General features: G+C 76.0%; 4 protein-coding genes. All 4 read left to right on the top strand.

Translation table 11 applies throughout. The features are described 5' to 3' along the window. Positions 1 to 435 precede the first annotated feature (435 nt). The 4 genes from ACGFT2_RS03235 to ACGFT2_RS03220 all read left to right on the top strand — a co-directional run bounded on the left by ACGFT2_RS03235 (position 436) and on the right by ACGFT2_RS03220 (position 23,138). The gene (locus tag ACGFT2_RS03235; RefSeq protein ID WP_393273850.1) at positions 436 to 20,523 is read left to right on the top strand and encodes a non-ribosomal peptide synthase/polyketide synthase; all 20,088 of its coding nucleotides are present in this window, start codon (positions 436 to 438) and stop codon (positions 20,521 to 20,523) included. A 225-nt stretch (positions 20,524 to 20,748) separates the two neighbouring features. After that, entirely contained in the window at positions 20,749 to 20,952 is a 204-nt protein-coding gene (locus tag ACGFT2_RS03230; RefSeq protein WP_393272968.1) for an MbtH family protein, read from the top strand. 141 nt (positions 20,953 to 21,093) lie between these two features. Then, positions 21,094 to 21,891 (top strand): GNAT family N-acetyltransferase, encoded by a 798-nt coding sequence (locus ACGFT2_RS03225; protein WP_393272966.1) that lies wholly within the window; start codon positions 21,094 to 21,096, stop codon positions 21,889 to 21,891. Further along, entirely contained in the window at positions 21,888 to 23,138 is a 1,251-nt protein-coding gene (locus tag ACGFT2_RS03220; protein WP_393272964.1) for an MFS transporter, read from the top strand. Before ACGFT2_RS03225 ends, ACGFT2_RS03220 begins: the two co-directional genes overlap by 4 nt. Positions 23,139 to 23,173 lie beyond the last annotated feature (35 nt).

Below are 23,173 nucleotides of genomic sequence, written 5' to 3'. Positions count from 1 at the left end.
ACGAACCCCTCCGGAACGGACCCCGTGAACCCCAGCGAGCCGAATACGCCGACCTCGCCCGGAACGACCCCGGCGAACCTCGGCGAGGCGAACCCCATCAACTCCTCAGGCGCGACGACTCCGGCGGGCTCCGGCGAGACGAGTTCGGTGGCCTCCTCCGGGACGACTCCGGCGGGCTCCGGAGAGACGGGCCCCGTGGCCCCCTCCGCATCCGACGCGTCGGCCCCGTCGGCCCCGTCGGCCCCGGACTCCCTGACGAGAGCGGCGGGTGCGTCCGCCCCGAACTCCGCCACCGGGGCAACGGGTTCCTCCGCGGCGAACCCCGCGACCGACTCGGCGGCCACCCCTGGCGGGCGCCCCGTCCGCCCCTCCGCTCGCGCGGCCGCGTCGGTGGGGGAGCGGGCTCGGGCCTTGCCCGCCGAGCTGCAGGAGGCGATGCGCCGGAGACTGGCCGGGCGGGCCGGTGGTGCGTCCGGTGCCGCGGCGCGCGGGATACCGCGGGCCGGCCGGGACCGGCCGCTGCCCCTGTCCTTCGCCCAGCAGCGCCTGTGGTTCCTGGACCGGCTGCGGCCCGGCGACCCCCGCTACAACAGCGCCGTGGCGGTGCGCTTCACCGGCACCCTGGACCGCGGCGCCCTGGAAGCGGCGCTCGCCACCGTCGTGGGCCGCCACGAGTCGCTGCGCACCACGTTCGAGGAGGCCGACGGACGGCCGGCGCAGACCGTCCGCCCCGCGGGGCCGGTACCGCTGCCGGTCCGGGACACCGCGGGCACGGGCACCGCGGGCACCGACGCGGCCCTGCGCGAGGAGTACTCCCGCCCCTTCGACCTGCTGCGCGGCCCCCTGCTGCGGGCTCTGCTGCTGCGCGAGTCGGCCACCTCGCACGTGCTGCTGCTGACCGCCCATCACATCGTCACCGACGGCTGGTCCATGGGCATCGTCCTGGACGAGCTGTGCACCGCGTACGACGCCCTCACCCGGGGTGCCGCCGCGCAGCTGCCGCCGGTGGCGACGCAGTACCCGGACTTCGCGGTGTGGCAGCGCGAGCAGCTCTCGGGCCCCCGGCTGGAGCGGGAGCTGGCCCACTGGAAGGAGCGGCTGACCGGCGCGGCCGTCCCCGAACTGCCCCTGGACCACCCGCGCCGCGGTGAGGAGGCGGGCGCGGGCGCCGTCCACACCTTCACCCTCCCCGCCGGCCTCACGGCACGACTGCGCGACCTCGCAAGACAGCGGCACACCACCCTCTACACCGCACTGGTCGCCGCCACCCAGGCCCTGCTCGCCCGCTGGTCCGGGCAGGACGACATCACCGTCGGCTCGCTCACCCCCGGCCGCTCCCGCACCGACCTCGAACGCGCCGTCGGCTTCTTCGTGAACACGGTGGCGCTGCGCACCACGGTGCGGTCGGCCGGGTCCTTCGGCGACCTGCTGGCCGAGACGGCCGGCACCGTCAACGACGCCTTCGCCCACGGCGACACGCCGTTCGAGCGGATCGTGGAGGCGGTGGGCGCGCCCCGTGAGGCGGGCCGCAACCCGCTCTTCGACGTGATGGTCCTGCTGCACCCCGATCCGCCCGCCGCGAGCGGTCCCCGCGGCCTCGCCGCCTCTCCCGTCGCCGTACCCCGCCAGGCGGCCACCTTCGACCTGAGCGTGGAGTTCGTACCGGACGGCGACGGACTGACCGGCCTGCTGGAGTACCGCACCGACCTGTTCGACGCGGCCACGGCCGAGCGGGCGGCCGGGCAGTTGCTGCGGCTGCTGGAGGCCGCCACCGGTGAACCGGACCGGCCGCTCGGCACCCTGCCGCTGCTGTCCGAGCGAGAGCTGCGGCAGGTCACCCGCGACTGGAACGCCACCGACCGCGAAGCAATACCCGAAGCCATACCCGTCGACGCGACCAGCGCTGACGCCACCGACCGCGAGGCGGCCGACGGTGACACCACCGACCGCGAGGCGGCCGACGGTGAGGCGACCGACCGCGCGGCAGCCGACGGCGGGGCGGCCGGCCCCGGTGCCACCACCCCCGGCGCCCGCCTCGCCACCGCCCACCCCGCCGGTGACACCACCTATCCGGCGATCTTCGAGCGCCGAGCGGCCCTCACCCCCGGCGCCCTCGCCCTGGTCGCCGGGGGCGAGCGGCTGGACTACGCCACGCTCAACGCCCGCGCCAACCGGCTCGCCCACCATCTGATCGCCCGCGGCGCCGGCCCCGAACGGCTGGTCGCGCTGCGGCTGCCGCGCACCGCGGACATGTTCGTGGCCATCCTCGCCGTCTGGAAGTCCGGCGCCGGCTATCTGCCCCTGGACCCGGCGCTGCCGGAAGAACGCCTGCACCATCTGCTGCGGGACGCCCGCCCGGCCCTGGTCCTCGACGAGGCCGCGCTGCGGGCCGTACCCGCCGGCGTCCCGGACACCGACCCCACCGACGCCGACCGCCGCGCCCCGCTGGACCCGTGGCACACCGCCTACGTCATCTACACCTCCGGCTCCACCGGCCGCCCCAAGGGCGTCGCGGTGGCCCACCGTTCGGCGGTGCACCTGCTCGCGGCGCACCGCGCGGGCTTCGTCGCCGAGGCGGGCGGCGGCCCGCTGCGCGTGGCCCTCACCGCGTCCTTCTCCTTCGACACCTCGCTCGAAGGCGTGCTGCTGATGGCCGACGGCCACCCGCTGCACCTGGTCGACGAGGTGACCCGGATGGACCCCGCGGCCCTGGTCGAGTACGTCGTCGCGCACCGCGTCGACTTCCTCGACGTCACCCCCTCGTACCTGCGCCAGCTGCTGCCCGCGGGACTGCTCACCGATCCCCGCCACCGCCCCCGCGTGCTGATGCTCGGCGGCGAGGCGGTCGGCCCCGCCCTGTGGCGGGAGCTGGCCGCGCGACCAGGGCTGAGCGCCTACAACTTCTACGGCCCCACCGAGTGCACGGTCGACGCGCTGGCCTGCCGGATCGAGGACGCCGACCGTCCGCTGGTGGGGCGTCCGCTGCCGAAGGTGAGCGCGTACGTCCTCGACGACCGGCTCCAGCCGGTGCCCCCCGGCGTCGGCGGCGAGCTGTACCTCGCCGGCGAGCAGCTGGCCCGGGGCTACGCCGGCCGGCCCGGCCTGACCGCCGCCCGCTTCCGGGCCGATCCGTTCGGGCCGCCCGGAAGCCGTATGTACCGCACGGGAGACCTGGCCCGCTGGACCGCCGACGGGCGCATCGACTACCTCGGACGCGCCGACGACCAGGTCAAGGTGCGCGGTCACCGCATCGAACCCGGCGAGATCGAGGCGGCCCTGCTCGACCTGCCCGAGGTCGCCGCGGCCGCCGTCGCCGCCGTGACCGACCCGCGCGGCCACACCCGGCTGGCCGGCTACGTCGTCCCCGCGCCCGGCGCGCGGCCCGCCCCGGCGGACCTGCGCTCCGCCCTGCGGCGCGTGCTGCCCGACCACATGGTGCCGTCCTCCTTCACCGCGCTCGCCACGCTGCCGCTGACCACCAGCGGCAAGCTGGACCGCCGCGCCCTGCCCGCGCCCGACCCCGAAGGAGCCGAGCGGGAGCACCGGTACACGGCCCCGCGCACCCCCGCCGAGGAGACTCTGGCCGGCATCTGGGCCGAGGTGCTCGGTGTGGCCCGGGTGGGCGTCACGGACAACTTCTTCGAGCTGGGCGGCGACTCGATCCTGAGCATCCAGGCCGTCTCCCGGGCCCGCGCGGCGGGCCTGCACCTCGGCTCGCAGGACGTCTTCCGCCACCAGACGGTCGCCGACCTGGCCGCGGCGGCGGCCCACCGTACCGCCGCCGAGCCCGCCCCCCGGCGCCCGCACGACGACGGACCCGCCCCGCTGACCCCGGTCCAGGAGTGGTTCTTCGCCACCCACGGGCCGCTGCGCCGCTTCAGCATGTCCCTGCTGCTGGACCTGCCGCACGACCTGGACGAGACGGCGCTGGAACGGGCCCTGGAGGCGGTCGTGGCCCGGCACCCGGCGCTGCGCACCCGCTTCACCGGCACGGACGAGGGCCTGCGGCAGCACCCGGGCACCGGCCCGGCCACCGGGCTGCTGACCCGGCACACCGCCGGGACCACACCCGCCGAGGCCGCCGACGCGGCCCGGGCGGCCCTCGACCCGGCCACCGGGGCACTGCTGCGCGCGGCCCTGCTGCCGGGCGCGGAGCGGCCCCAGCTCTTCCTGACGGCCCATCATCTGGCCGTGGACAGCGTCTCCTGGCGGGTGCTCCTCGCCGACCTGGCGCTCGCCTACCGGCAGGCCGCCGCGGGCGAGGACCCCCGACCGGAGCCCGAGCACACCCCGTTCACCGCGTGGTCCCGCCACCTCGCCGAGCGGGTGCGGGCCGGCGATCTCGACGACGACCTGCCCTACTGGACGGCCGAGACCGCCGCACCGCGCACCCCCCTGCCCGTGGACCTGCCCGGCACGCCGCTGGCCGGTTCCGTCCGCACCGTGCGCACCCGCATCGACCGCGCCACCACCGAGGCGCTGCTGCGCCGGGTGCCGGCCGTGTACCGCACCCAGGTCAACGACGTGCTGCTGAGCGCGCTCGGCCGGGTGCTGGCCGACTGGGCCGGCGCCGAGCGGATCACCGTCGCCCTCGAGGGCCACGGCCGCGAGGAGGACCTGGCCGAGGGCGTCGACCTGTCCCGGACGGTCGGCTGGTTCACCAGCCAGTACCCCGTCACCCTCACCCCGGCCGGGCCCGCCGGCGCACCGGACTGGGGTGCCACGCTCAAGAGCGTCAAGGAACGGCTGCGTGCCGTGCCCCGGCGCGGCCTGAGCTACCAGGCACTGGCCCATCTCGGCTCGCCCGACCCGGCCGCCCGGCCGCTGCGGGAACTGCCGCTGCCCCAGGTGTGCTTCACGTACCACGGGCAGTGGGAGGCGCCCGGCGGCGGGGACTTCGCCCCGGCCGCCGACGTCCCGGGCCGCGACATGGACCCCGGCGCCCCCCTGGACCACCTCCTCGACGTCTCGGCCGTGGTGGCCGACGGCCGGCTGGAGATCACCTGGCACTACAGCGACCAGGTGCACCGGGCGGACACCGTCCAGGGCCTGGCCGACGCCATGGCCGGCGCGCTCGCCGCCGTCGCCGGACACTGCGCGCGCCCCGGTGCCGGCGGGCGCACCCCGTCCGACTTCCCGCTGGCCCGCCTGGACCAGGCCGCCGTGGACCGCCTGGTGGGCGACGGCCGGGACGTGACGGACCTGGTGCCGCTCACCCCGCTCCAGGAGGGCATGCTCTTCCACCGCCTGGTCGGCGGTCCGGACGACGTGTACGTCGACCAGGCCGCGCTGCTGCTGGAGGGCGTGAGCGACCCGGACGCCCTGGCCCTCGCCTGGCAGCGGGTGACCGACCGCACCCCGGCCCTGCGCACCTCGGTGGTCTGGGAGGGGGTCCCGGTCCCGCTCCAGGTGGTGCACCGGGACGTGCGGGTGCCCGTCACCCAGGAGGACTGGCGCGAACTGGACGCGGGCGAGCGCGCCGGCCGGCTGGCCGCCCTGCGCGCCGACGACCTGGCGCGCGGCCTGGACCTCACCGCCGCGCCGCTGATGCGGCTGACCCTCGTCCGGCTGCCCGACGCCCGCCTGCACCTGCTGTGGACCTCCCACCACCTGATCCTGGACGGCTGGAGCCTGGCCCAGGTGCTCACCGACGTCTTCGAGGAGTACGCGGCCCTCACCACCGGTGCCGAACCACGGCCGACCGCGCGGCGCCCCTTCGGCGACTACGTGCGCTGGCTGGCCGGCCAGGACGCCGAGGCCGCCCGCGCCCACTGGCGCGGCGTCCTGGACGGCTTCGCCACCCCGACCCCGCTGCCCGTCGACCGCGCCCGGCGCGCGGGACACGAGACGCGCTCCACGCAGGCGCACGCGGCCGGGCTGTCCGAGGAGGTGTCCGCACGGCTGGCGCGCACCGCCCGGAGAGCGGGCCTGACGCTCGGCACGGTGGTACAGGGCGCCTGGGCGCTGCTGCTGTCGCGCTACAGCGCCGAACGGGACGTGCTGTTCGGCACCACCGTCTCCGGCCGCCCGGACGACCTGCCCGGCGTCGAGTCGATGGTGGGCATGTTCATCAACACCCTGCCCACCCGCGTCTCCGTGGACGGCGGCCGGACCGCCGCCGACTGGCTGCGGGAACTGCAGGAGGCGCAGGCCGAGGCACGGCGGTTCGCCGCGGTGTCCCTCGCCGAGCTGACCGGCCTGAGCGCCGTGCCGTCCGGCAGCCCGCTGTTCGACAGCATGGTCGCGTTCGAGAACTACCCCTTCGACGAGACCCGTTCGGCCACCTCCGGCATCCGCCTGGCCGAGGTCTCCTCGCGGGACGCCACCAACTACGCCCTGGTGCTGCGGGCCTACCAGGGCGAGCGCTTCGGCTTCGACCTGGCCTACGACCCCGCGCTGTTCGACGCCGCGACCGTGCGGACCCTCGCCGACCGGCTGTGCCTGCTGCTCGGCGAGCTGGCCGACGACCCCGACCGCCCGCTGCGCACCCTGGCCTGGACCACCGCCGAGGAGCGGCGGCGCATGCTGGTCGACTTCCAGGGCACCGAGGAGGGCCGGCCCGCCGAGACCCTCGTCGGCCTCTTCGCCGCCCAGGCCGCCCGGACCCCCGCCGCCGAGGCAGTGGCCTGCGGCGACGAGCGCCTCGACTACGCCACGCTGAACGCGCGCGCCAACCGGCTCGCCCACCGGCTCGCCGAACTCGGCGCCGGGCCCGAGCGGTTCGTGGCCCTCGCGCTGCCCCGCTCCTGCGACCTCGTCGTGGCCGTCCTCGCCGTCCTCAAGACCGGCGCCGCCTATCTGCCCATCGACCCCGCGCTGCCCGCCGAACGCGTCGCCGGGCTGCTGGCGGACGCCGCCCCGGTGACGCTGGTGACGACCGCCGCGACCGCCGCGCGGGCCGGGGACACCGCCGTACCCCTGCTGCTGCTCGACGACGCCGGGGTACGGGACGACCTGGAACGGCGTCCGGGCACGGACCCGCGGGACCCGGCCCGGTGCCCGCTGCCCGAGAGTCCCGCCTACGCCATCTACACCTCCGGCTCCACCGGCCGGCCCAAGGGCGTCGTCGTCCCGCACGCCAACGTGGTGCGCCTGTTCACCCGCACCCGGCAGTGGTTCGGCTTCGGCGAGGACGACGTGTGGACCCTGTTCCACTCCTACGCCTTCGACTTCTCGGTGTGGGAGCTGTGGGGCCCCCTGCTGCACGGCGGCCGGCTCGTCGTCGTCCCCGAGGACACCGCCCGCTCCCCGGAGGACTTCCTGCGGCTGCTCGCCGACGAGGCGGTCACCGTCCTCAACCAGACCCCGTCCGCCTTCTACCCGCTGGCCCGTGCCGACGCCGAAGACCCCAGGACCGGAGACCGGCTGGCGCTGCGCACCGTGATCTTCGGCGGCGAGGCGCTGGACGTGTCCCGGCTCGCCGGCTGGTACGCGCGCCACCCGGACACCGCGCCGCGCCTGGTGAACATGTACGGCATCACCGAGACCACCGTGCACGTCACCTACGCCCCCCTCGACCGCGCGACCGCCCGCACGGGCACCGCGAGCCCCATCGGCACCGGCATCCCCGACCTGCGCGTCCACGTCCTCGACGACACCCTGCAACCGGTACCGCCCGGCGCCGTGGGCGAGATGTACGTCGCCGGAGAGGGCCTCGCCCGCGGCTACCTGGGCCGCCCCGGCCTGACCGCGACCCGCTTCCTCGCCGACCCCTTCGGGCGTCCCGGCACCCGCATGTACCGCACCGGCGACCGGGCCCGCAGAAGGGCCGACGGCACCCTTGAGTACCTGGGCCGCGCCGACCAGCAGGTGAAGATCCGCGGCTACCGCATCGAGCCGGGCGAGATCGAGGCCGCCCTGCACACCCACCCGGGGGTCGGCGCCGCGACCGTCGGCGTGTACGAGGACGCCGCCGGGACGCGCCGGCTGGTGGCCCACGTCGTCGGCACCGGCAGCGGCGAGAGCGCCGCACCACCGCCCCCGGCGGCCGAACTCCGCTCCCACCTGGAGGGGTTGCTGCCCGCACACATGGTGCCCGCCGCCTATGTGCCGATGACGGCCCTGCCGCTCACCGTCAACGGCAAGCTCGACCGCCGCGCCCTGCCCGCGCCCGGCCCGGACGGGTTCGCCGCCGAAGCCGACCGCACCCCGCCGCGCACGCCCGCCGAACGGCTGGTCGCCACGGCCTGGACGGACGTCCTGGACACCGACGGCGTCGGCGCCGACGACGACTTCTTCGCCCTCGGCGGCGACTCCATCCTCGCCGTCCGCGTCGTCTCCCGGCTGCGCGCCGCCTTCGGCACGGACGTCTCGCCCCGCCTGCTGTTCACCCACCCGAGGCTGTCGGACCTCGCCGCCGCCCTCGGCGACCCGCCCGCCGGGGACACCGCCCCCGCCGGCGCCGTCCCGCCCGCCGACCCGGACACCCCGGCGCCGCTGTCGTACGCCCAGCAACGGCTGTGGTTCCTGGACCGGTTCGAGCCGGGCAGCACCGAGTACACCACCCTGTCCGTGCTCCGGCTGCGCGGCCCGCTCGACCGGGCCGCCCTGCACACCGCCCTGGACGGTCTCGTCGCCCGGCACGAGGCACTGCGCACCACCTTCGAGGAGCACGACGGGCAGGCCCGGCAGATCGTCCACCCGCCGAGCCCCGTCGACCTCCCGCTGGAGCACCTCACCGACGCCGCAGGCCTGGACGCCCTCCTCGACCGCGCGGCCGCCACCCCCTTCGACCTTGCCGCCGGACCGCTGCTGCGCGCCCGCCTGGCCTGCCTGGCCGCCGACGACCACGTACTGATCCTGGCCGTCCACCACATCGTCACCGACGGCTGGTCGATGGGCGTGCTCGGCCGGGACCTCGGCGAGCTGTACACGGCGGCCCACGAGAACCGCCCGGCCGCCCTGCCCGCCCTCCCCGTGCGGTACACCGACTTCGCCGCCTGGCAGCGCACCCGCGCCGACCGCATCGAGGCCGGCCTCGGCCACTGGCGCCAGGCCCTGGCCGGGGTCACCCCGCTGGAGCTGCCCACCGACCGGCCCCGCCCGGCCGTCCGCACCCGCGACGGCGCCCTGCTGACCTTCACGCTGCCCGCCGCCCTGACCGAGCGGCTGCGCGAGCGCGGCAGGGAGGCCGACGCCACGCTCTACATGACCCTCGTGACGGCCTGCCAGGTGCTGCTCGCCCGCTGGGCGGGACAGCAGGACCTCACCGTCGGCACCGTCACCGCGGGCCGTGACCGGCCCGAACTGCACGACATGGTCGGCATGTTCGTCAACACGCTGGTGCTGCGGGCCCGGGTCCGGCCGGAACTGCCGTTCCGCGAGCTGCTGTCCGAGGTGCGCGGCACCGTCCTGGACGCCTTCGCCCACCAGGAGGTGCCCTTCGAGCGGGTGGTGGACGCCCTCCAGCCCGAACGCGACACCAGCCGGACCCCGTTGTTCCAGGTCATGGTGGCTTTGCACAACCTCGGCGCCGAGGCGCTGCGGCTGCCGGGTCTGCAGACCGAGCCGGTGACCCCGCCGGTCCGCAACGCCACCTTCGACCTCGCCTTCGACTTCGTCGAGCAGGACGGCGGGCTCACCGGATACCTGGAGTACGACACCGGCCTGTTCGACACCGCCACCGTCGTACAGCTGGCCGACCGGCTGCGCATCCTGCTGGAGGCCGCGGCCGAGGACCCCGGGCGCCCGGTCGGCGCACTGCCGTTGATGACCGACGGCGAACGACGGCGGGTGCTCGGCTTCGGACAGGGCGCCCGGCTGCCCGAACCGGACACCACCTTCACCGCCCTCTTCGAGGCGCAGGCCGCCCGCACCCCGCACCGGACCGCACTCGTGGCCCGTGACACCACCCTCGACCTCGCCGCACTGAACGAGCGGGCCAACCGCCTCGCCCACCACCTCATCGCACTCGGCGCCGGACCCGAACGCGTCGTCGCGGTCCGGCTGCCCCGCACCTCCGAGCAGCTGGTGGCGCTGTTCGCGGTGCTCAAGGCGGGCGCCACCCTGCTCTGCCTCGACCCCGAACTGCCCGCGGAGCGCGCCGATCTCCTGCTGACGGACGCCCGGCCGCACACACTGCTGACCGGCCTGGCCGACGTGCCCTGGGACCGGCTGCCCGCCCACGACCCGACCGACGCCGACCGCATCGGCCCCCTGCTGCCCCGGCACACCGCCTACATCGTCTACACCTCCGGCTCCACCGGCCGGCCCAAGGGCGTCGCCGTGGAACACCGGCAGCTGGTCAACCTCTGCCACGACCACCGCGCCCGCCTGCTCGCCCCGCACACCACCGGCGGGCGGCGGCTGCGCGCCGCGCTGAGCGCCTCCTTCTCCTTCGACACCTCCTGGGAAGGGCCGCTGCTGCTCGCCCTCGGCCACGAGGTCCACCTCATCGACGAGGACGTACGCCTGGACCCCCAGGCACTCTGCGCCCAGGTCACCGAAGACCGGCTGGACCTGGTCAACGTCACCCCGTCCTTCCTGCGCGAACTCACCTCCGCCGGACTGCTGGCCCCCGGCCGCCACCACCCCCGGCTGCTGCTCGTCGGCGGCGAGGCGGTCCCCACCGCCACCTGGCACGAACTCGTCGCCGCCGAACGGGACCTGGGCATCACCGTCCACAACATGTACGGACCCACCGAGTGCACCGTCGACGCCGTCTACGGCCGCTGCGCCGACAGCCCCGGCCGGCCCGTCGTCGGCCGTCCCGGCGGCAACCTGCGCGCCTACGTCCTCGACGCCGGTCTGCGCCCGGTACCGCCCGGCGTCCCCGGTGAGCTGTACCTGGCTGGGGAGCAGGTCGCGCGCGGCTACCTGAACCGCCCCGGTCTGACCGCCGCCCGCTTCGTCGCCGATCCGTCCGGGGCGCCGGGGGAGCGGATGTACCGCACCGGCGACCGCGCCCGCTGGACCGGCGACGGGCAGCTGGAGTTCCTCGGGCGCGTCGACGAGCAGGTGAAGATCCGCGGCTTCCGCATCGAACCCGGCGAGGTCGAGGCCGCCCTCCTCGGTCACCCCGGCGTCGCCGACGCGGCCGTCGCCGCCCGCGAGCAGGCGGGCCGCCTCACCCTGGTGGGCTACGTCGTACCCGCCGCCGGCCGCGCCCCGGACGCCGACGAGCTGCGCCTGTGGCTGCGCCGCACGCTGCCCGACCACATGGTGCCCACCGCGTTCGTCCCACTGGCCCGCATCCCGCGCACCACCAGCGGCAAGACCGACCGCCGCGCGCTGCCGGCGCCGCCCGCGCAACCCGGCACCACCACCCTCTACGTGGCGCCACGGCCCGGCACGGAGGAGCGGCTCGCAGCGATCTGGGCCGAGGTGCTCGGCACCGAACGCGTGGGCGCCCGGGACAACTTCTTCGCCCTCGGCGGCGACTCCATCCTCAGCATCCAGATCGTCTCGCGCGCCCGGCAGGCCGGCCTCGCCCTCACCACCAAGGACGTCTTCCGGCACCAGACCGTCGCCGAACTCGCCCTGCGCGTCGGCGAAACCACCGCCCGTCCGGCCGCCGGCGGCGAAACCCCGCCGGCCGACGCCCCGCTCACCCCGATCCAGCACTGGTACCTCGACGGCCGCGACCCCGCGCACGGCCTGCGCTTCACCATGACCCAGCGGCTGCGCACGGCCCCGGGCACCGACCCCGCCGCCCTGGCCCGCGCCGCCGAGGCCCTCGTCGCCCGGCACGCCGCCCTGCGCACCCGGTTCCGGCACACCGGCGACGGCTGGCGCCAGGAGGTCCTGGCCGAGACGCCGGACGCCGTCCTCACCCGCCACGACGTCGCCCGGCTGCACGCCGCGGAGCTGGAGGCGGAGGTGCAGCGACGCGCCGACGAGGCACAGGCCGCCCTCGATCCCACCACGGGCCGCGTCGTCCGCGTCCTGTTCTTCGACCCCGGCCCGGACCGGGACGGCCAACTCGTCGTCACCGTCCACCACCTGGCGGTCGACGGGGTGTCCTGGCGGATCCTGCTGGCGGACCTGGACAGCGCGTACCGGGCGGCCCGGGCCGGACAGCCCGTGGCACTTCCCGCACCCGGCACCTCGTTCGGCCACTGGGCCACCCGGCTCGAGCGGCACACCCGCGCCGGCGCCCTGGACGCGGACCTGCCCTACTGGACCCGCACCGGCGCGGCCCCGGCCGGACTGCCCGCCGGCCGGCCCGGCCCCAACACCCACGGCACCGCGGCCACCGTCACCGTCACCCTGGACCAGGACACCACGGACGCCCTGCTGCGCCAGGTCCCGGAGGTCTACCGCACCCAGGTCAACGACGTCCTCCTCAGCGCCCTCGGCCGCACCCTGACCCGCTGGTGCGGGCGCGACACCGTCCTGGTCGGCGTGGAGGGGCACGGCCGGGAGGACCTCTTCGAGGACGTGGACCTGTCCCGGACGGTCGGCTGGTTCACCGCCGAGTTCCCCCTCGCGCTGCACGTCGACCCGGACGCCGCCTGGCACGACACCCTGCGCTCGGTCAAGGAACAGCTGCGCGCCGTACCGCTGCACGGCCTCAGCCACGGCGCCCTGCGCCACCTGCTGCCCGGCAGCCCGCTCACCGGCACCGCCGCACCCCGGGTCGGCTTCAACTACCACGGCCAGTGGGACGCGGGCGGTACCGGCGCCGCCGACGGCCTGTACACGGGGGCGCTGCCCCCGGCCGGCCGCGACACCGACCCGGACGAACCCCGCCCCTATCTGCTGGACATCACCGGAGTGGTCCAGCAGGGACGGCTCGAACTGGGCTGGACCTACCCGCCCGCCGTCTACGACGAGACCACCGTGCGCCGGCTGGCCGAGGACACCCTCACCGCCCTGCGCGACATCGCGGCCCACTGCGCCCTTCCCGGGGCGGGCGGCCGCACCCCGTCCGACTTCCCCCTCGCCGGCCTCACCCAGGACCAGCTCGACACACTCGCCGGCGACGGCCGGGACGTCGAGGACGTGCTCCCACTCACCCCCCTGCAGTCCGGCATGCTCTTCCACGGACTCGTCGACACCGAGGGCGCCTACTTCGACCGCACCGCGGTACGGCTCGCCGGAGTGGCCGACCCCCACGCGTTCGCCGAGGCCTGGCAGTGCGTCGCCGACCGCACCCCCGTACTGCGCACCAGCGTGCACTTCCGGGGCCTGCCCCAGCCCGTACAGGTGGTCCACCACCACGTCCGGCTGCCGGTCACCCACCTCGACTGGCGCGGCCTGACACCCGAGGCGCGCGCGGAGGCGACCGAACGCCTGCTCGCCGAGGACCGCGCCTCCGGGACGGACCTCGGCACGGCGCCGCTCACCCGGCTCACCCTGGCCGCGCTGCCCGGCGACGAGGTGCTGCTGGTGTGGTCCACCCACCACATCGTGCTGGACGGCTGGAGCACCGGACAACTGCTCACCGAGGTGTGCGAACGCTACGCCGCGCTGACCGGCGGCCCGGACGCGGCGCCCCCGGCGCGACGGCCGTTCGCGGACTTCCTGCACTGGCTGCGCGCCCAGGACACGGCTGCGGCCGAACGGCACTGGGCCGACGCCCTCGCCGGGTTCACCGCCCGCACGCCGCTGCCGTACGACCGCACACCCGCCGAGGCCCACCGCGCCCGGTCCGCGGCCGCCGTCCACCGCGAGCTGGACGAGGAGGTCTCCCGGCGGCTGCGGGAGACCGCCGCGCACGCCGGACTCACCGTCAACACCGTCGTGGAGGGCGCCTGGGGGCTGCTGCTGGCCCGCACCGCCGGGCGGGACGACGTGGTGTTCGGCACCACCGTCTCCGGCCGGCCGGCCGAACTGCCCGGCGTCGAGACGATGATCGGCATGTTCATCAACACCGTGCCGACCCGGGTCCGGGTACCTCGCGGGACCGACGGGGGAGTGCTGCCCTGGCTGCGCTCCCTGCAGGAGCGGCAGAGCGAGGCCCGCCGCTTCGACTTCCTCGCACTGCCCCGCATCCAGGCCGTGAGCGGGACGGGCACGGGCGAACCGCTCTTCGACAGCATGGTGGTGTTCGAGAACTACCCCGTCGACGAGACGGCCACGGCCCGAACGGGCGTCCGCGTGGCGGAGGTGCGCGCCGACGACGCCACCACCTTCCCCTGGTGCCTGCGCGCCCACCTGGCCGACCGGCTCGGCTTCGACCTCGCCTACGACCCCGCGCTGTTCGACCGCGCCACCGTCGAGCGGGCCGCGGGCCGCCTGGCCGTCCTGCTGACCGCCCTCGCCGGCGGCCTCGACGGCCGGCTCGACGAACTGGACGCGCTCACCGAGGCAGACCGCCGCCTGCTGGCGGACTGGAACGCCACCGCACGCGAGCCGGCACCGGCCAGCCCGGTGGACCTGTTCGCCGCACAGGTCCGGCGTACACCGGACGCGGTCGCGGTGTCCGACGGCGACCGCGACCTGACCTACCGGCAGCTGGCCGAGTGGGCGGGGCGACTCGCCTCCCGGCTGGTCGCCGACGGCCTGCAGACCGAGGACCGGGTCGCGCTCCTGATGGACCGCTCGGCCGAACTCGTCGTCGCCCAGCTCGCGGTCCTCATGGCGGGCGGCGCCTACGTGCCCGTCGACACCCGGGCCCCCGAAGAACGCCGCCGCACCCTGCTCACCCAGGCGAGCGCCACGGTCCGCCTCACCGCCGGGGACGTCACCGCGTCCCGCACCGCCCTGGCGGCCGCCCCACCGACGCTCGCCCGGCCCGGCGCCCCGGGACGGTCCGTGCCGGCCGCCGACCCGGACCGGCTGGCCTACGTGATGTTCACCTCCGGCTCCACCGGCCGGCCCAAGGCGGTGGCGGTGCGGCACCGGGACGTGGCGGCGCTCGCCACCGACAGCCGTTTCGCCGGCGGCGTGTGTGCCCGGGTGCTCCTGCACTCCCCGGCGGCCTTCGACGCGGCCACCTTCGAGGTGTGGGCGCCGTTGCTGGGCGGCGGGTGCGTGGTCGTCGCCCCGGACGGCGGTGTGGACGCGGCTCTCGTGCGGCGCCTGGCCGCCGACGGCGGGCTGACGGCCCTGTGGCTGACCGCCGGGCTCTTCCGGCTCCTCGCGCAGGACGCGCCGGACTGCTTCCGCGGCCTGGCCCAGGTGTGGACCGGCGGTGACGTGGTCCCGGCCGCGGCCGTGCGCCGGGTGCTGGCCGCCTGCCCCGGACTGAGCGTCGTGGACGGCTACGGCCCCACCGAGACGACGACCTTCGCGACCTCCTTCGCCCTCGGCGACGCGGCCTCGGTGCCGGACACCGTGCCCATCGGCCGCCCCCTGGACGACATGCGCGTCCACGTCCTGGACGGCCGGCTGCGCCCCGTCCCACCGGGCTGCGCCGGCGAACTGTACCTGGCCGGCGAGGGCGTGGCGCGCGGCTATCTGGGCCGCCCCGGTGACACCGCGGCCCGCTTCCTCGCCGACCCCTGCGGCCCGCCCGGCGCCCGGATGTACCGCACGGGCGACCTGGCCAGGCGGCGCCCGGACGGCACCGTCGAGTTCCTCGGCCGCGCCGACGACCAGGTGAAGATCCGCGGCTTCCGGGTGGAGCCCGGCGAGGTGGAGGCCGCGCTCGCGGCCCACCCGGACGTCGTGGACGTGGCCGTGCTGGCCCGCGAGGACCGGCCGGGCGCCAAGCGGCTCGTGGCCTACGTGGTCGGGCCGGCCGGCCAGGACCCGGCCCGGCTGGCCGCGTTCGCGGGCCGCGCCCTGCCCGACTACCTGGTGCCGACCGCCTTCGTCCCGCTCGACGCCCTGCCGCTGAGCGGCAACGGCAAGGTCGACCGGGCGGCCCTCCCGGCACCGCAGAGCCTCCCCGAACGCGAGCGGATCGAGCCGCGCGACGACACCGAGCGCCGCACGGCGGAGGTCTTCGCGGAGGTGCTGGGGATCGAACCGCCCGGCGTGGAGGACGACTTCTTCCGGCTCGGCGGTGACTCCATCCTCAGCATCCGGCTGGCCTCCCGCCTCGCCGAGGCCTTCGCCACCGACCTCACCCCCCGCGCCGTGTTCACCCATCCCACCCCCGCCGGCCTGGCGCGCCTGCTCGCCGAGGCACGGCCCGCGTCCCGGCCGGCGATCGTCCCGGTGGCCCGCGACGCGGTGGCCCCCATGTCGTACGCCCAGCAACGCCTGTGGTTCCTGGAGGAGTTCGCGCCCGGCGGCGCCGAGTACGTCACCGCGCTCGCCCTGCGGCTGCGCGGCACCCTGGACGCCGGTGCGCTCGGCGCCGCGCTCGACGCCCTGGCGGCCCGGCACGAGTCGCTGCGCACCACCTTCGACAGCGTGGACGGACACGGCGTGCAGATCGTCCATCCGCCCCAGGACGTGCCCCTGCCCCTGCGCGACCTGACCGGCCTGCCCGCGGGGGAGCGCGAACCGGCCCTGCGCCGACTGCTCGCCGACGACCGCACCCGCCCCTTCGACCTGCGACGGGGGCCGCTGCTGCGCACCGCCCTGGTGAGGCTGGCCGACGACGAGCACGTCCTCGGCCTCACCCTGCACCACATCGTCACCGACGGCTGGTCGACGTCGGTGCTCTTCGGCGACCTGGCCCAGCTGTACCGAGCCGAACTCGGCGCGGCGAGCGCGGAGTTGCCGGCCCTGCCGGTGCAGTACGCCGACTACGCCCACTGGCAGCGCACCGCCGGCGGCACCGGCACCGACGAGCAGCTCGCCTACTGGAAGGAGCACCTGGCCGGCACGGAGCCGCTGGAGCTGCCCACCGACCGGCCCCGGCCCCCGGTGCGCACCAGCGACGGCGCGAGCACCCCCCTGGTGGTGCCCGCCCGGACCGCCCGGCGCCTGACCCGGCTCGCCCGGGACCGGGGGACCACCCTGTTCACCACCCTGGTCGCCGCCGCCCAGGCCTACCTCGCCCGGCTGTCCGGCAGCACGGACATCACGGTCGGCACCGTCACCTCCGGCCGTGACCGGGCCGAGACACAAGGACTCGTCGGGTTCTTCGTCAACACCCTGGTACTGCGCTCGCGCGTCGAGACCCGGTCGCCCTTCACCGACTTCCTCGCCGGGGTCCGGCAGACCGTCCTGGACGCCTTCGACCACCAGGACGTGCCGTTCGAGCGGGTGGTGGACGAGGTCCAGCCGGTCCGCGACACCAGCCGCAGCCCGCTCTTCCAGGTCATGGTCGTCCTGCAGAACACCCCGGCGGCCGACCTCGACCTGCCTGGCCTGGACGTCACCGACGTCGAACCCGAGTCGGAGCAGACGGCGTTCGACCTCACCCTGGAGTTCGCCGAAACCCCCTCCGGCGCGCTGCACGGCCTGCTCACCTACAACACCGGCCTGTTCGACGCGGCCACGGCCGAGCGGATGGCCGGCCAGCTCGGCACCCTGCTGGGCGCCGTCGCCGAAGATCCCGAACGCCCCCTCGGCGCCCTGCCGCTGACCTCGGACGACGAGCTGAAGACCCTGCTCGACCAGGGGCGGGGCTCATTCCGCCCGGTACCGGAGACGACCCTGCCGGAGCTGTTCCAGCGGCAGGCGGCCCGCACCCCGGACGCGGTGGCGCTGGTGGACGGCGACCGGGAACTGACCTACGCGGAGCTGGACCGGGCGGCCAACCGGCTCGCGCACCGGCTCATCCGGGACGGCGTAGGCCCCGAACGGATCGTGGCCCTGGCACTGCGCCGCTCGGCGGAGACGGTGCTGGCCCAGCTCGCCGTCACCAAGGCCGGCGGAGCCTTCCTGCCCGTGGATCCCGACTACCCGGCGCAGCGGCGGCAGTTCATGGTCCGGGACGCGAGCGCCCACCTGGTGCTCGACGACCCGGCCGCGGTGTGGGCCGCCGAGGGGCCGGACACGGCGCCCACGGACGCCGACCGCACCACGCCCCTCACCCCCGGCCATCCCGCCTACGTCATCTACACCTCCGGCTCGACCGGCACCCCCAAGGGCGTGACGGTCACCCACCGGGGTCTGTCCTCCTTCGCAGCGGCCGCGGCCGAGCGGTACGCGGCGGGCCCCGGCGACCGGGTGCTGCAGTTCGCCTCCCCCAGCTTCGACGCCTCGGTGCTGGAACTGTGCACCTCGCTGCTGAGCGGAGCCGCACTGGTGACGGGGGAGGAGGGCCCGCTCGTCGGGGAACGGCTGGCCGAGGTGCTCGCCACGCGCCGCATCAGCCACACCCTGATCCCGCCCGCGGCCCTCGCCACCGTCCCGCCGGAGACGGCGGCCGCCCTGCCCGAGCTGCGCACCCTCATCGTCGGCGCCGAGGCCTGCCCGGCCGACCTGGTGGAGACCTGGGCGCCCGGCCGCCGGATGATCAACTCCTACGGGCCCACCGAGGCCACCGTGGTCGCCACCTGGACCGGACCCCTGTCGCCCGGCGCCGGCGCCCCGCCCATCGGCCGTCCCTCCGGCGCCACCCGGGTCCACGTCCTCGACGCCGCTCTCCGCCCGGTCCCGCCCGGCGTCACCGGGGAGCTGTACGTGGCGGGACCCGGCCTCGCCCGCGGGTACCTCGGCCGGCCCGGACTCACCGCCCGGCACTTCGTCGCCGACCCGTTCGGCGCGCGGGGGGAGCGGATGTACCGCACCGGCGACCTGGTGCGCTGGACCGCCGACGGCGAACTCCGCTTCGCCGGACGCGCGGACGGCCAGGTCAAGCTGCGCGGTTTCCGCATCGAACCGGGCGAGATCGAGAGCGCGCTGCGCCGCAGCCCGCTGGTGCGGGACGCGGTCGTCCTCGTCCGCGCGGACGCGCCGAAGGAGTCGGCCACCGCCGGACCCGCCCGGCTCGTGGCCTACGTCGTGCCGGACGGCCCCGCCGACGCCGGCGTGCCCGTCGGTGAACTGCGGGAGCATCTCGCGCACCTGCTGCCCCCGCACATGGTCCCCGCGCTCTTCGTACCGCTGCAGCGGCTGCCGCTCACCCCCAACGGCAAGCTCGACCGGCGCGCCCTGCCGGCGCCCGGGCCCGCCCGGGCGGCCGGCGGGCCGCGTACCGCGCCCCGCACGGACACCGAGCGCCGCATCGCCCGGATCTGGGCCGACGTGCTCGGCATCGACGACGTCGGCGCCGACGACAACTTCTTCGCGCTCGGCGGCGACTCCATCCTGAGCATGCAGGTCGTCTCGCGCCTGCGCAGGGACGGCCTGCACCTGGCCACCCGGGACCTGTTCACCCACCAGACCGTGGCCGAACTGGCCGCCGTCGTCCGCACCGCGCCGCGCGGCACCGGGGACGGACCGGTCACGGGCGAGGTACCGCTCACCCCCATCCAGGAATGGTTTCTGAGCACCCCGCGCGCCGCCCACCACCACTTCAACCAGTCCACGCTGCTCGAACTCGACGGCACCCCCGACCCGGACGCCCTGCGCCGCAGCCTCGAGGCCCTGCTGGAGCATCACGACGCACTGCGCATGCGGTTCACCCGGGACGAGAAGGGCTGGCGCCAGTTCAACCCGCCACCCGGCGAGAGCCAGGACATCCTCGTGCGCCACGACCTGACGGGTCTGTCCGCCGAGGAGGCCGACGCGGCCATGCAGAAGGCCGCCGACGACCTGCACACGAGCTTCGACCTGGCCCACGGCCCGCAACTGCGGGCGGCCCAGTTCACCGGGGACGCGGACCGGCCCGCCCTCCTCCTGCTCGTCGCCCACCACCTCGTGATCGACGCGGTCTCCTGGCGCATCCTGCGCGACGACCTGGAGACCGCCTACCGCCAGGCCGTCGAGGGCGCTCACGTCAGCCTCGGGGAACGCACCACCAGCTTCCGCTCATGGTCGACGAAACTGTCCGCGCACGTCGCCGAGGGCGGCCTGGACCATGAACTGCCCTACTGGGAGGAGGCCGTACGCGCCGAGCCCGCCCCGGCGGACGCGCCACCCGGAGCCGGGACGGCACGGACCGCGGTGGTCGGCGTGGAACTGGACGAGGAGGACACGGCGGCCCTGCTGCGCTCGGCCCCCACGGCCTACCGCACCCGGGTCAACGACGTCCTGCTCGCCGCCCTCGCCCTGGCCCTGGCCCGCTGGACCGGGCACGACCGGGTCCGCCTCGATCTCGAAGGGCACGGCCGCGAGGACCTGCTCGACGGCGTCGACCTCTCCCGTACGGTCGGCTGGTTCACCACCGTCCACCCGGTCGCCCTCCAGGTGCCCGACCCCGGCGGTCCCGGCGCCGAGCGCGACTGGCGGTCCCTGGTGAAATCGGTGCGCCGCCAGCTGCGCGCCGTCCCCGGCAACGGCCTCGGCTTCGGCGCCCTGCGCACCTTCGGGCCGCCCGGGATCCGCGAGCGCCTCGGCTCCGGCGCGCACGGACAGGTGGTGTTCAACTACCTCGGTCAGTGGGACTCCGGCCCCGAGACCCGCGGCGGCGGTCTGGTGCGCGCCGAGCACGGCTCCTTCGGGCAGGACCACGACCCCCGGGACCCGGGATCGCACCTGGTGGAGGTGGTGGGTGCGGTGCAGCACGGGCGCCTCGCCTTCAGCTGGCACCATCGGCCCGCCGTCCACGACACCGAGACCGTCCGCCGGGTCGCCGGGGAGTTCGCCGACGCCCTGCGGCACATCGCCCGCCACGCCCGGGGAGGCCGGTGAGGACTCCACGGCCCCGGGCCGTGCCGCCCCGGCGGCCGGCCCGGCACGAACCCCGCTCACCGCGCGCCCCGACCCGGCCCCCGCCCCCGGTCCGCACGGTCCCGGCCCGCCCGATACCGGGCCGCCCGGCCCGACCATCCGATACGACCACCGCGCGACCGGCCCGCCCGATCCCGGGCAGGCCGGCCCCGGCCACCCGACCCGACCACCGCGAAGGAACGTGACATGGACGAGAACACCCGCTACCAGGTGCTGCGCAACGACGAGGACCAGTACTCCCTGTGGCCCGTCGACGTAGAGGTGCCCGCCGGCTGGCAGACCGTCGGCAAGGAGGGCACCGAGGCCGAGTGCTCCGCCTACGTCGACGAGGTCTGGACCGACATGCGCCCGCGCAGCCTGCGCGAGCGCATGGAGAACGCCGAAGCCTGACCGGCCGCCGGCCCGGCACACCACGCCGGGCCGGCCGCACCGGGCCGGCCCGGCGGCTCCCCCCACCGCCCGCAGTTCCGCCGCACCGGCGCCCCACCGCCCTCGGCCCCACCATGACGCACCGCATCCGAGGAGCCCGCCATGACCCCCGTACTGCGCACCGAACGCCTGGAGTTTCTGCCCTACCGCCCCGAGCACGAGGACGCCTTCGTCGCACTGCTGCGCAACGAGGAGGTGTGCCGCTGGATGGGCCAGGACCTCGTGCCCGAACCGGAGATCCGCGCCCTGTTCCAGGCCATCCTCACCGACGTCTACCCGCACAACCGCTTCGACGTGTGGGGCCTGTGGCTCCAGGGCACGTACGTCGGTCACGCCGAGGTGAAGAAGACCGGCAACGTCGACGGGCACGAACTCGTCACCGCGCTCGTCCCCGGGCACTGGGGCCGCGGACTGGGCGGCGAAGTGGTGCGCGGCCTGCTCCGCCACGCCGCCGACCATCTCGGGCTCGACGAGGCCTACGGCATGGTGGGCGCCGACAACACCGCGAGCCTCACGATGTGCCGGCGCCTGGGCTTCCGCCATCTGCGCGATGTCGTCGCCGACGACGGATCCGTGACGAAGATGCTGGTCATCCCCACGAGGACGGAGACCGCCGCCACCCCGGCCGCGCATCCCCCGCAGCCGGCGGCGGGCACGCCGAACCCGGTGCCGGGCACGGTCAACGTGGCGAACGCGGTGCCGGGCGCGGTGCACGTGGCGAACCCGGTGCCGGGCGCGGTGGACGTGGCGGCCGCCGCGGCAGATCCGGCGGCGGACACGGCGGCGGGTCCGGCGAACCCGGTGCCCGGCGCGCCCGATCCGGCGGCGGGCACGGTCGCGGGCGCGACGCACGCGGTGGTGGAGGCGGCGGGTACGCCGCGGGCGGCGGACCCGGTGTGACCAGGCCACCGCTCACCGAGAACGGCACCGGCGCGCCGGACACCGGCCGGCCGCCGAGCCTGTGGCGCAACCGCGACTTCAACCTGCTGTGGACCGGCCAGTGCCTGTCCGACCTCGGCGGCGCCATGACGGACCTGGCCCTGCCGCTGCTGGTCCTGCAGCAGACCGGCTCACCGGCACGGGCCGGACTCGTCGGCACCACCGGCCTCGCCGTCACCATGGCCTGCCGGCTTCCGGCGGGTGTCCTCGCCGACCGCTTCGACCGGCGCCGGCTGTTGATCGTCTCCGACCTCTTCCGGCTGGTCCTGTTCACGCTGCTCGCCGGTCTGCTCCTGGCGGGCGCGGTCCACCTCCCCGTGATCGTCGCCGTGGTGGCCTGCAGCGCCGCCGCGACGGCCGTCTTCAGCACCGCCGAGCACGCCGCGATCCGCAGCCTGGTGGGTCCCGGCCAGATCGCCGACGCGGTGGCCCGCAACGAGGCGCGGGCCTACGGCACCTCGCTGGCCGGGCCGCCGCTGGGCGGCCTGCTGTTCGGGATCGGCCGGGCCCTGCCCTTCGCCGGCAACGCACTGAGCTTCCTGCTCTCGCTGGCCGCCGTCCTCCGGGTGCGGCAGCCCCTGCAACAGCCCCGGCAGCAGGGCTCGCCGACCGCGGGCGCGTCCGCCGTGCAGGGCCTGCGGTTCGTGCTGCACCACCCGTTCCTGCGCGCTCTGCTGCTCATCGCCGCGCCGCTCAACATGGCCTTCACCGGCATGGTCTTCGCGCTGACCCTCTCGCTCAGACGCGCCGGACTCCCGCCCTTCATGGTCGGCCTGGCCGGCACGATCTTCGCGGTGGGCGGCCTTCTCGGCGCCTTCGCCGCGCCGGTCCTGCAACGCATGCTGCGGCTGCCCGTCCTGCTCACCGTGCTCTGCTGGGCCACCGCCGCGCTGATGGCCGTCAGCGCGCTGCTGTCCACCACGATCCTCGCCGCCGTACCGCTGGCCGCCGCGGTCTTCCTCGGGCCCACCGCCAACGCCGCCCTCTTCGGCCACCAGGCGGCGGTCACCCCCGACGCCCTGCAGGGACGCGTGGTCAGCGTGATCCTCCTGGCCGCCGGCTCGGCGGCGGCCCTGGCCCCCACCCTCGCGGGAGCGCTGCTGGGCCGCTGGAGCGGCGGCACGGCGATGCTCGCCTTCGCCGCGCTGGTCGGCGTCGCCGCGGTCGCCGCCAGCTGCAGCCGGGGCATCCGCGACAAGCCTTCATGACGTCACCGGGGCTGCGCGGACGAGCCGCACGCGCT

The organism is Streptomyces sp. NPDC048514, assembly GCF_043199955.1.
In the GTDB taxonomy this organism is placed as follows: Bacteria; Actinomycetota; Actinomycetes; order Streptomycetales; family Streptomycetaceae; genus Streptomyces.
This window is presented reverse-complemented; position numbering and strand designations above follow the sequence as displayed.

Bases quoted from the DNA above. Each gene is read 5' to 3' on its own strand.
- ACGFT2_RS03225 (WP_393272966.1), top strand. From the start codon at position 21,094: ATGACCCCCGTACTGCGCACCGAACGCCTGGAGTTTCTGCCCTACCGC.
- ACGFT2_RS03235 (WP_393273850.1), top strand. From the start codon at position 436: ATGCGCCGGAGACTGGCCGGGCGGGCCGGTGGTGCGTCCGGTGCCGCG.
- ACGFT2_RS03230 (WP_393272968.1), top strand. From the start codon at position 20,749: ATGGACGAGAACACCCGCTACCAGGTGCTGCGCAACGACGAGGACCAG.